The sequence below is a fragment of the Sporolactobacillus sp. PKPK-6 genome, assembly GCF_056678885.1.
The window spans coordinates 23,894-34,746 of the sequence record NZ_JBWXPA010000004.1 but is presented as its reverse complement, the minus strand read 5'-3'; the positions used below and the strand labels follow the sequence as shown (position 1 = coordinate 34,746).

Below are 10,853 nucleotides of genomic sequence, written 5' to 3'. Positions count from 1 at the left end.
ATCGATAATGTTATCCCTCAGCATGTTGAATCACTCACGGCGAAACTGAGAGAAATGGGCGTTGAGGTTCAAGTTGGAGAGGATCAAATTCTGATTTCGAGGAGCGAGAGTCGCCTGAAGAATGCAGATGTCAAAACGCTGGTCTATCCCGGCTTTCCTACGGATCTGCAACAGCCCCTGACCAGCTTGCTGACCCAGGCGGCAGGAACCAGCATTATTACGGATACAATCTATGGTGCGCGGTTCAAACACATCGACGAATTACGGCGAATGGGTGCCAATGTTAAGGTGGAAGGGCGCTCGGCCATTTTGAGCGGTCCGTCGGATCTCGAGGGTGCTAAGGTACGCGCTACCGACTTGAGAGCAGGCGCATCTCTGGTCATTGCCGGACTAATGGCTAAAGGAATTACGGAGATTGTCGGCGTGGAGCATATTGATCGGGGCTACGATCACATTGTGGAGAAATTGCGCAGCATTGGTGCAAATATTTGGCGGGAGCCTCTGCTCGAAGCCGAGGCGAGAGAAAGTCTTAAGGAACAAGAATAACCGTGAACAAAAGGATCCGCACGGGAAGCTTTATACGTTTGCCTTGCGGGTTTCTTTTTTACATAAATAGGAACCAGTAGATGCTCAGCGGTACAATTGTAAGTTTAGGCCTATCTCATTTTAAAAAAACTCGGATTTGTCACTTTTTTTCGTTAGCCTCTAATGAAATGCACGACTAATGGTTGATAAAAAGGGTATAATATGTTAATAATGAGATAGAATATTTTTATAATAATTTATAACGGTAATAAAAAAATATTGTTTCCAGTTTTTTTGAAAAATTACACTATTTTAAGGAAACTGTGCTATTGTTCGCGAAGGATTGAAATCGCTCAACTGGCTGTGTCAAGCTGTTTCATACTAAATTCCTCCCCCCCTCTAGATGCACAGTTCTGTGCAATTTTCGGATTAATTCTTTTTTAAGAAAGATCATTTATGATTAACGCAAGATAGAGCTCTGCGTTTGATATAGCGAGGATAAATTTTAAAAAAGCGTGGTGTGAGAATGCCGATTACATTAGCAGAATTAGAAAATATGAAACTCAAAGAATTATATGAGCATGCGAAAGAGTTTAAAGTATCTTATTATAGTAAATTGAATAAGAGAGAATTGATTTTCTCGATTTTAAAAAAACAGGCAGAAAAAGACGGTTTGTCTCTCATGGAGGGTGTTCTTGAAATTATTCCCACTGAGGGTTTCGGCTTTTTGCGTCCGATTAATTACTCGCCAAGCTCTGAGGATATTTACATTTCAGCTTCGCAAATCAGACGTTTTGATTTGCGTAATGGAGATAAAGTCACAGGCAAGGTACGTCCTCCAAAAGAAAATGAACGCTATTTCGGATTGTTGAGGGTTGAAGCAGTTAATGGAGAAAATCCGGATACCGCGAAGGAACGTGTGCACTTCCCAGCATTGACACCGCTCTATCCGAATCGGCATATGGTGCTTGAGACAACAGAGGAAGACTTTTCAACGCGCATCATCGATATGATTTCCCCGGTCGGCTTTGGGCAACGAGGAATGATTGTCGCACCGCCGAAAGCCGGCAAGACAACATTGCTCAAATCAATTGCGAACAGTATTACTGTCAATTACCCGGAAGTCGAACTCATTGTTCTGCTCGTTGATGAACGTCCGGAAGAAGTAACGGATATTGAACGTTCTGTAAAAGGCGATGTGGTCAGCTCAACCTTTGACGAAGTGCCGGAAAACCATGTGAAGGTATCAGAGCTTGTTCTTGAACGGGCAATGCGGTTGGTGGAACATAAACGAGATGTGGTTATCTTGATGGACAGTCTGACCCGTCTCGCCCGTGCGTATAACCTAGTTATTCCGCCAAGCGGCCGAACACTTTCCGGTGGTATTGATCCGGCTGCTTTCCACAAACCAAAGAAATTTTTCGGTGCTGCGCGGAACATTGAAGAAGGCGGGAGCCTGACCATTCTGGCTACTGCGTTAGTCGACACAGGATCGCGTATGGATGATGTTATTTATGAGGAATTTAAAGGGACGGGCAACATGGAGCTGCATCTTGATCGGCGTCTTGCCGAACGAAGAATTTTCCCGGCTATTGATATTCGTCGTTCCAGTACACGTAAAGAAGAGCTGCTTGTTGATCGCGATCATTTGGATAAACTTTGGACGATGCGCAAAACAATGGATGAATCCTCCGATTTTGTGGAACATTTTTACAAGAGAATCCGTGAAACGAAATCAAATCAGGAATTCTTCGATATTTTCGATAAAGAGAAAAAAGGCAGTCTGCAGTCTAAATAAGGACATTTGTTTAGACTGGATCCTCTGAATTGTTGTTGAAACCCCATTTGGAGCATCACTCTCTTGCAAGAATTCGGCTTGCAAACACTGCATACGCCTGTTATAATACTCGTTGTGCATTATGCTATTGAACGCAATAAGACTCTGGTTTGAAAGAATAATCAGGGCGCAAAGGAGATGAATGAGATGAAAGCAGGCATCCATCCTGACTATCACAAGGTTGTATTTATGGACGCAAGTACTGGTTTTAAATTTTTGAGCGGTTCAACGAAGAAATCGAATCAAACGGTTAAATGGGAAGACGGAAACGAATACCCATTGATTACTGTCGAAATCAGTTCCGATTCGCATCCATTCTACACTGGCCGTCAGAAATTCGCTGACAAAGGCGGACGTGTCGATCGGTTTAAACAGAAATATAATCTTAAATAAGATTCGTTTGAAGTCCAGAGAGAAAACGGCATGTTCCGATGCGATGCAAATGGTGCGGAATTGGCCGTTTTTGTTTTTTTGGACAAGTTAATCATACATGATCAGCGGCAGGCAGGGTTATTCTGCCTGCTTTTTTCATTAATGAACAATAGGAATTATGAAAGGACGAACAAGGCATGGCTCAACTTTTCTTTAAATACGGTGCAATGAACAGTGGAAAATCAATTGAAATTATCAAGGTTGCCCATAACTATGAGGAACAAGGCAAATCCGTCTTGTTGTTTACTTCCGGAGTTGATAATCGTGATGAGGTGGGATCAATCTCAAGCCGAATCGGCTTTAAAAGACGTGCAATCCCCATTTTTAATACCACGAATGTTTTTACTGAAGTGAGCGACTATCAGTCGCGTCCTCACTGTGTACTTATTGACGAGGTCCAGTTTTTGTCTAAGGAGCATGTGCTTCAGCTTGCAAAAATTGTTGATCAATTACATATCCCGGTGATGGGCTTCGGACTCAAAAACGATTTCCGTAATGAATTGTTTGAAGGCAGCAAATACATGTTGCTTTACGCGGATAAAATAGAAGAGATGAAAACGATTTGCTGGTTCTGTGAACGAAAGGCGACCATGAATCTTCGTATTGACGGAGAAGGGAAGCCTGTTTATACAGGAGATCAGATCCAGATCGGCGGTAATGAAAGCTACTATCCGGTTTGCCGCCATTGCTACAGCCATCCTCCGATCATATGATCCGAACCCTTTGCCGATTCCAATGATCTGACGTTTATCAGGCGCAGTCCTTTTTGGTTTGTTTAAAGGGAATGTTAATGGATCCGTACAGTCGACTTGTGATCCATCACTGAAACTCAGGTATTATGATAATATAATAAGGGAAAGAAAAACGGACGGATATGAGCGACGCATAAATGGCGGGGTGGATGAAATGTTTGAACGGTTACAGTCCATGGAAGACCGATATGAAAAGTTAAATCAGCTGCTGGCTGATCCGAATGTAATCGGTGATCCAGCTAAATTACGCAAGTATTCTAAGGAGCAGTCGGATTTACAAGACATTGTTACGGTCTATCATAAATATAAAGCTACGATTGCGGAGCTGGCGGATGCTAAATCGATGCTTGAAGAGCAATTGGATGAGAGCATGAAAGGCATGGTTCACGATGAGATCAGCCGTCTTGAACAGGATCAGGAACATCTTCAGGAAGAGTTAAAACAGAAGCTCATTCCCAAGGATCCCAATGATGACCGAAATGTTATTCTTGAAATACGTGCTGCTGCTGGAGGCGATGAGGCTGCACTTTTTGCCGGTGACTTGTTCCGAATGTACTCACGTTATGCCGAACAGCAAGGCTGGAAAACCGAGGTCATTGATGCTAGTCCAAATGAAATTGGCGGGTATAAAGAAATTGTATGTATGATCTCGGGAAAAGGAGCTTTTTCGAAACTGAAGTATGAGAATGGAGCGCAGCGCGTGCAGCGCGTTCCGGAAACTGAATCGGGTGGACGAATTCATACGTCGACGGCGACAGTAGCCGTTTTACCGGAAGCTCAAGAGGTCGAAGTTGAATTGAATGATAAGGATATTCGCGTTGATCGATTTGCTTCAAGCGGGCCGGGCGGGCAAAGTGTCAACACAACGATGTCGGCAATCCGTCTGACACATATACCAACCGGTATTGTTGTCTCTTGTCAGGAGGAACGGTCTCAGATTAAAAATAAAGAAAAAGCAATGAAAGTGCTGCGCGCACGTGTTTATGACAAGTATCAAAAAGAAGCACAGGCGGAATACGATTCAACAAGAAGGTCTGCTGTCGGAACCGGGGATCGTTCGGAACGGATTCGTACCTACAATTTTTCACAGAATCGTGTGACGGATCACCGCATCGGTTTGACGATCCATCAGCTGGACCAAGTGTTAAACGGCAAACTCGATGATATCATTCATGCGCTGATCTTGAATGATCAGGAAAAGAAAATGGAACAGGCGGATGCCGGGTGACTGAAAAAAGATACGAACTGCTGAAGTGGGCATCCTCTTATTTGAATGCACACCACCGAGATGAAAATATAGGAGAAATACTGCTCTGCGCACGCCTTGGTCTTTCAAGAACGGACCTTATTGCGGATGCAAGGGAAAATGTCGCTAACGAGGATGCAGCGTGGATCCGAAGCAGGGTCGAAGATCATGTGCTGCATGGGACCCCCGTCCAATACATGATTGGATCAGCGCCTTTCTATGGCCGAACATTTAAAGTCACACCGGATGTGCTGATTCCACGCCAGGAGACTGAGGAACTGATTTGGCGTGTCGGCCAATGGGCGAATCGCTATGCAGCAGATTTGAGACAGCCGTCCGTTTGTGATATCGGTACCGGAAGCGGTGCAATTGCGATTACGCTGGCACTTGAGCATCCGGATTGGCATGTTTCTGCCGTTGATATTTCAGAGAAGGCTTTGAATGTTGCAAGAGAAAATGCGGCTGCGCTAGGCGCACATGTAGAGTTCAGACACGGAAATCTGCTTAGTCCGTTGCAGGGGGAATCATTCGATTTTCTGGTTTCTAATCCGCCGTATATTACTCAGCAGGAAATGAGTGAACTGGATGACACTGTAGGGGACTATGAACCGCATTTAGCGTTGTTCGGCGGGGAAGACGGCTTAGATTTTTACCGGCAAATTATTGATGCACTGCCCTCGGTTTTCGGACATGCCCATACTTTTATCACGGCCTTTGAAATTGGTGCCACTCAAGGTCAGGCTGTCGCTGATCTGATTCGTCATAAATTTTCTGATCAAATTGAGGCACTGTCAGTAGAAAAGGATATTGCCGGATGTGAACGCAATGTCATGGCAGCCCTGAAAAATTTGTCGCATGAATAAATTGAGTACCTGTGTTTAAATTCCCATTTCCGTGTCCACACTGTTTGGTGAGGAGGCGGGAAACGTGAAAAAATCATTTGGCTTCATGCTCTTATTAACTATTAATCTAGTACTTGTATTCTTTTTCTGGCAATACAGCACAACGAAAGCAGATCAAAAAGGGCCGATTCCGCAAAATGCGATTCGACTGCGTATTCTTGCAAATAGCGACTCTCCGGCAGATCAGGCAGTAAAGCGCCAGGTTCGCGATGCAGTAAATAAAAACATTACGCAGTGGGTTCAGGATCTAAAAACATCGAATCAAGCAAAACAAGTCATTCGTGCACATATGCCGGAGCTGAGGGCTACGGTTGAACGGACGCTGAAACAAGCACATGCGGACAGCACTTATAAAATAAAATTAGGCCAGGCTGATTTTCCTACGAAAATGTATGGCAACTTTGTCTATCCGGCAGGGAAATATGATGCCCTAGTTGTAACCTTGGGTGATGGCAAGGGGGCTAACTGGTGGTGTGTGCTCTTCCCGCCGCTCTGCTTCTTAGATTTTTCAAACAGTGAAGCGGTCGCAAATCCTAAAGCTGCTGCTCAGGAAAAAGCAAGTACGCAAAGTACTTCGGAACCTGCAAAAGAATCAAAAGCGCAGCTGGCGAAGCAGCCTGAACAGAGCAAAGATTCGGTTACCGCATCTCCAGAAATGCAGTCAAAGCAAAGTGAAGATCCGGCAGCCGAAACTCCTGAAAAACAAGCGGATCAAGTTGAAGTACACTCGTTTGTTGTTGATTTTTTCGCCAAGGTTTGGCATTCAATTGCTGGGTAAAAGCATTAGCATTGCACACGGCCTGTTCGAATGGTATGGTGTATACGGAAACAACGTAAGGTCGGAGATACTCCGGCCTTATTTGACGCAGAAAAGAAAGTAGTTTGATAGAGCATAGCTAATGGAAAAAGGGGAAACGAATATGATAGAAACGCAAGTGTGGCGAGTAGATCCCAATGCTCCTGATCTTGAACATACACCTCAGATCAAAGCGGCAGCGGAAAAACTTGCCCAAGGTGAAATCGTTGCCTTTCCGACTGAGACCGTTTATGGGCTTGGCGGGAATGCAAAATTACGGGATTCCGTACACAAAATCTATGAAGCAAAAGGGAGACCGAGCGATAATCCGTTAATTGTGCATGTAGCTAATCTGGAACAGGTGCGCGCTATATGTACCGAAATTCATCCAATTGCCAAAAAATTAATTGATACGTTTTGGCCGGGGCCGCTGACGCTGGTATTGCCATCGCGGGGAGAGGTTTCTAATGCGGTTACGGCAGGTTTATCAACAGTCGCAGTACGTATGCCAAGCCATCCGGTCGCGCGTGCATTGATTCTTGCCTCCGACTTGCCGATTGCTGCGCCGTCGGCCAATAGTTCCGGAAGACCGAGTCCGACTCGAGCAGATCATGTGTTTCACGACTTAGATGGGAAAATTGCAGGTATCCTGGACGGAGGAGAGACAGGTGTTGGAGTTGAATCTACGGTTGTCGACTGTACAACAACCCCGGTTACAATTCTTCGCCCAGGCGGTATATCAAAAGAACAATTAATAGAAGTAGTTGGCGCGGTGGCAGATGATCCCGGTCTGACTCGGTCAGACCAGACACCTAAGGCACCCGGCATGAAATATAAACACTATGCTCCGGAAGCAGTTATGTATTTGGTACCGGCAGGCAAGGACAGAATTCATGAACTCATTGCTGCAGAAAAAAACAGCGGCCGTACGATCGGTGTACTGACAACCGAGGAGAATAGGGACAGCTACTCTGAGGCAGACACTGTTCTTGTTTGCGGCAAACGGAGCGAGCCGGAAACAGTGGCGCATCATTTGTTTGACGTACTGCGCAGCTTTGACCAAAAAAATGTTGATGTCATCTATAGTGAAACATTTTCAGAAGCCGGAATCGGCAAAGCAATTATGAATCGGCTGTCTAAGGCAGCAGGTGGCAGGGTCATCGATTGATCGGTTCAAAATGGAAAAACTGCTATGGTTATAAATATGAAAAAGAGCAGGATATTGAGTCTTGCTCTTTTTTGTTGTTGACTTTAATTTTGGCAACTTACTTTAACTTTTTACGGTTTCACTTTTACGTTTTATGCTCCGCAGTCCATGTTTGGCTGTACATTCTCTTATCGTTTTTTCCTAAATCAAGGGGATTCGAGATTCTATTTTTTTAGGGACATGCATAGAGTGTTCGTATGGACAAGAGGGGGGAACGGACATGGCTGCGAATCTGATCAATCAGGGATTGGCGTTGTGCGTAATGTCTGTTGCATTAGGCATGGATGCTTTTTCTGTTTGTGTAGGCATGGGCATGACGGTATTCCGATTAAGAAAGGCAGCTTGGGCCGGCATTTGGATTGGTCTTTTTCATATGCTCATGCCGCTCATAGGCATGACACTGGGCCGATTACTTTCTGCTCGATTTGGAGCAATCACAGAAATGGCAGGTGGCTTGCTCTTGCTGTTGATTGGTCTTCAAATGATCCTTTCTTTGGCAAGAAGAAATGAAACACAATCAGGATTCGCCTATACATCAGATGCCAGCCTGCTTCTGTTTGCACTGAGCGTCAGCATCGACAGTTTTTCGGTAGGGTTGAGCATGGGATTATTCGGAGCTGAGGTACTTGCGGCAGTTATTATGTTCGGTTTAACGAGCATGGCTATGGCATGGACTGGCTTTTATATTGGGCGAAAAACCGGAAAGTATTTTGGACGATATGGCGAAGCACTCGGAGGCATTATTCTATTTGTTCTCGGACTGAAACTTCTTTTGCATTTCCATATTTAATACCAGCAACTTTCCCTTGAATTCGTCAATTTATTTCCCAGGCAATCACATCAACACTGAACGATGTCGAACATTGCGTATCATTTACCGATCAACAGTGCAACCTGCTATAATAACGAGTGTTAATGGATGATAAATAGTTCCTTGTAGAGGAAGGTTTAAAAGATGGAAGTAATCGACGAGTCAATTAGTGAAGCGGTGACTCAGGCACTTGCCGATTTGGAAGCGGCGATGCCTTTTAGTGAACGGACACTGTTGGTTATCGGATGCAGTACAAGCGAGGTTGCAGGAAAACATATTGGTACAGCGGGATCTTTGGAAGTGGCAGCTTCACTATTTCTTGCTGTTCAAAAATGTCATAATCGAACAGGGGCTCGTTTCGCTTTTCAATGCTGTGAGCATCTCAATCGCGCACTGGTCATTGATCAAGAGGTTGCGCGGCAGCGCTTTTATGACGAAGTGACTGTTCGGCCGATTCGCCATGCCGGAGGATCAATGGCTACCTATGCATTTGAGCACATGACGAATCCTGTGATGGTCGAATTCATTCGTGCGGATGGAGGCCTTGATATCGGTGATACACTGATCGGTATGCATCTGAAGCACGTTGCTGTTCCTGTGCGCAGTCAGCGAAACGAAATAGGACATGCCCATCTTGTTATGGCACGGACACGCCCCAAGTTAATCGGCGGTGAACGTGCTGTCTATCCGGAAAAAATTCGGTGAGTCGGCTCAATATGAATGAACGGTAACTAATGAGGACGGTTGTTTACCGCCTTTTTTCTTTGTTTCCGTCATACGGCTGAAGTCTTAATAGCATTTTTTTACTGATCTTTAATAACAATCATGCTTTTCCAAAATTTTGTAAATTATGGGTGAACTAGTCTCAGGATACTGCTGAAAATATCAGTTGTGATCGGGAAAAGGCCCAAACAGAAAGCATGCGGAAATCATAGCCAAAATGGCCGTGGATCTGATTTTATTCACTGTTAAAGGATAAAATGTGATAAACTTTACTTGAATTAGACTCGAGAGGAGTGGCACACCTTCATGAAGGGTATTAAAGCGAACGATCCTGAACTGTATCAAGCAATTGAGAAAGAATTAGGTAGACAGAGGAATAAAATTGAACTGATTGCATCGGAAAATTTTGTCAGTACATCGGTGCTTGAAGCGGCGGGCTCAGTTCTAACCAATAAATATGCGGAAGGCTATCCGGGACATCGCTACTATGGCGGCTGTGAGTATGTCGATATCGTCGAAGATCTTGCTCGAAGTCGGGCACTTAAGCTGTTCGGCGGCGATCATGTGAATGTGCAGCCTCATTCAGGTGCTCAAGCGAACATGGCTGTATATGAAACCATATTAAAACCTGGCGATACAGTGTTGGGCATGAGATTGGCACATGGCGGGCATCTGACACATGGCAGCCCGGTCAACTTCAGCGGGCAGCTCTATAACTTTGTGGATTATGGTGTGACAAAGGAAACACAAACGATTGATTATGACGAAGTCGCTCGTCAGGCAAAAGAACATAAACCGAAACTTATTGTGGCCGGAGCAAGTGCTTATCCGCGCATCATCGACTTTAAAAAGTTCCGCGAGATTGCTGACAGTATTGGAGCATATCTCATGGTTGATATGGCACATATTGCGGGACTTGTTGCCGCCGGACTTCATCCGAGCCCAGTACCTTATGCGGATTTCGTTACGACAACCACACATAAGACGTTGCGCGGCCCGCGCGGCGGCATGATTATTTGTAAGCAAGAGTTTGCGAAAAAACTCGATAAAGCGATCTTCCCGGGAATTCAAGGCGGCCCGCTGATGCATATTATTGCTGCGAAGGCAGTTGCCTTAGGTGAAGCACTTAAACCTGAATTTAAAATTTACGCAGCCCAGATCATTGCGAACAGCAAGGCGTTTGCAGCGACTCTTCAGGAACAGGGTATCGATCTTGTTTCAGGAGGAACGGACAATCATCTTGTACTTGCCGATGTGCGCAACCTTGGCATTACAGGAAAGAAAGCGGAAGCTGTTCTTGACGCTGTTGGAATCACAACGAATAAGAATGCGATTCCGTTTGATCCGGAAAAGCCGTTTGTGACGAGCGGGGTACGTATGGGCACGCCGGCGGTAACAACACGAGGATTTAAAGAAGAGGATATGAAAGAAGTCGCTTTAATCATTGCGCTGGCACTCAAGAATCCAGACGATGAACAGACTTTGGAAGAAGCAGCACAGCGTGTGCACGCACTGACTGAGAAACATCCGTTGTATCCTCAAGGAACCGGCGCTTTTGCCTGATTGCTAAAACGGACTGCTTTGGGAGAATTTATTTCTCCCTTTTAATATGATTAAAATTT

Annotated in this window: 10 protein-coding genes and 1 pseudogene; all 11 read left to right on the top strand. The window is 45.0% G+C overall.

Annotated features, from left to right (window positions below):
* Positions 1 to 546: pseudogene (locus tag AC1MBV_RS17165) on the top strand (UDP-N-acetylglucosamine 1-carboxyvinyltransferase); the annotation flags it as partial.
* 505 nt (positions 547 to 1,051) lie between these two features.
* Complete coding sequence (gene rho / locus AC1MBV_RS17160; protein ID WP_255748775.1) at positions 1,052 to 2,323, top strand: transcription termination factor Rho; 1,272 nt, start codon at positions 1,052 to 1,054, stop codon at positions 2,321 to 2,323.
* A gap of 186 nt (positions 2,324 to 2,509) precedes the next feature.
* Positions 2,510 to 2,755, top strand: coding sequence for a type B 50S ribosomal protein L31 (locus AC1MBV_RS17155; RefSeq protein WP_255748776.1), 246 nt, complete (start codon positions 2,510 to 2,512; stop codon positions 2,753 to 2,755).
* 176 nt (positions 2,756 to 2,931) lie between these two features.
* Positions 2,932 to 3,507, top strand: a complete 576-nt coding sequence (locus AC1MBV_RS17150) for a thymidine kinase (RefSeq protein WP_255748777.1) — start codon at positions 2,932 to 2,934, stop codon at positions 3,505 to 3,507.
* A 193-nt stretch (positions 3,508 to 3,700) separates the two neighbouring features.
* Positions 3,701 to 4,774 (top strand): peptide chain release factor 1, encoded by a 1,074-nt coding sequence (prfA, locus tag AC1MBV_RS17145; protein WP_255748778.1) that lies wholly within the window; start codon positions 3,701 to 3,703, stop codon positions 4,772 to 4,774.
* The gene (gene prmC / locus AC1MBV_RS17140; RefSeq protein ID WP_255748779.1) at positions 4,771 to 5,655 is read left to right on the top strand and encodes a peptide chain release factor N(5)-glutamine methyltransferase; all 885 of its coding nucleotides are present in this window, start codon (positions 4,771 to 4,773) and stop codon (positions 5,653 to 5,655) included. The genes prfA and prmC overlap by 4 nt, the downstream gene beginning before the upstream one ends.
* Before the next feature lie 64 nt (positions 5,656 to 5,719).
* Positions 5,720 to 6,472, top strand: coding sequence for a stage II sporulation protein R (spoIIR, locus tag AC1MBV_RS17135; RefSeq protein ID WP_255748780.1), 753 nt, complete (start codon positions 5,720 to 5,722; stop codon positions 6,470 to 6,472).
* A 142-nt stretch (positions 6,473 to 6,614) separates the two neighbouring features.
* Positions 6,615 to 7,658: an L-threonylcarbamoyladenylate synthase gene (locus tag AC1MBV_RS17130; RefSeq protein ID WP_255748781.1), complete on the top strand. Its 1,044-nt coding sequence runs from the start codon at positions 6,615 to 6,617 to the stop codon at positions 7,656 to 7,658.
* A 259-nt stretch (positions 7,659 to 7,917) separates the two neighbouring features.
* Complete coding sequence (locus AC1MBV_RS17125) at positions 7,918 to 8,487, top strand: manganese efflux pump MntP (RefSeq protein ID WP_255748783.1); 570 nt, start codon at positions 7,918 to 7,920, stop codon at positions 8,485 to 8,487.
* A gap of 165 nt (positions 8,488 to 8,652) precedes the next feature.
* Positions 8,653 to 9,213 carry a TIGR01440 family protein gene (locus AC1MBV_RS17120; RefSeq protein WP_255748784.1) on the top strand — a complete coding sequence of 187 codons (561 nt, stop codon included), beginning with the start codon at positions 8,653 to 8,655 and terminating at the stop codon, positions 9,211 to 9,213.
* A gap of 324 nt (positions 9,214 to 9,537) precedes the next feature.
* Positions 9,538 to 10,794 (top strand): serine hydroxymethyltransferase, encoded by a 1,257-nt coding sequence (locus tag AC1MBV_RS17115; protein ID WP_255748785.1) that lies wholly within the window; start codon positions 9,538 to 9,540, stop codon positions 10,792 to 10,794.
* Positions 10,795 to 10,853 lie beyond the last annotated feature (59 nt).

Bases quoted from the DNA above. Each gene is read 5' to 3' on its own strand.
- AC1MBV_RS17125 (WP_255748783.1), top strand. From the start codon at position 7,918: ATGGCTGCGAATCTGATCAATCAGGGATTGGCGTTGTGCGTAATGTCT.
- AC1MBV_RS17130 (WP_255748781.1), top strand. From the start codon at position 6,615: ATGATAGAAACGCAAGTGTGGCGAGTAGATCCCAATGCTCCTGATCTT.
- AC1MBV_RS17120 (WP_255748784.1), top strand. From the start codon at position 8,653: ATGGAAGTAATCGACGAGTCAATTAGTGAAGCGGTGACTCAGGCACTT.
- prfA (WP_255748778.1), top strand. From the start codon at position 3,701: ATGTTTGAACGGTTACAGTCCATGGAAGACCGATATGAAAAGTTAAAT.
- AC1MBV_RS17115 (WP_255748785.1), top strand. From the start codon at position 9,538: ATGAAGGGTATTAAAGCGAACGATCCTGAACTGTATCAAGCAATTGAG.
- AC1MBV_RS17155 (WP_255748776.1), top strand. From the start codon at position 2,510: ATGAAAGCAGGCATCCATCCTGACTATCACAAGGTTGTATTTATGGAC.
- AC1MBV_RS17150 (WP_255748777.1), top strand. From the start codon at position 2,932: ATGGCTCAACTTTTCTTTAAATACGGTGCAATGAACAGTGGAAAATCA.
- rho (WP_255748775.1), top strand. From the start codon at position 1,052: ATGCCGATTACATTAGCAGAATTAGAAAATATGAAACTCAAAGAATTA.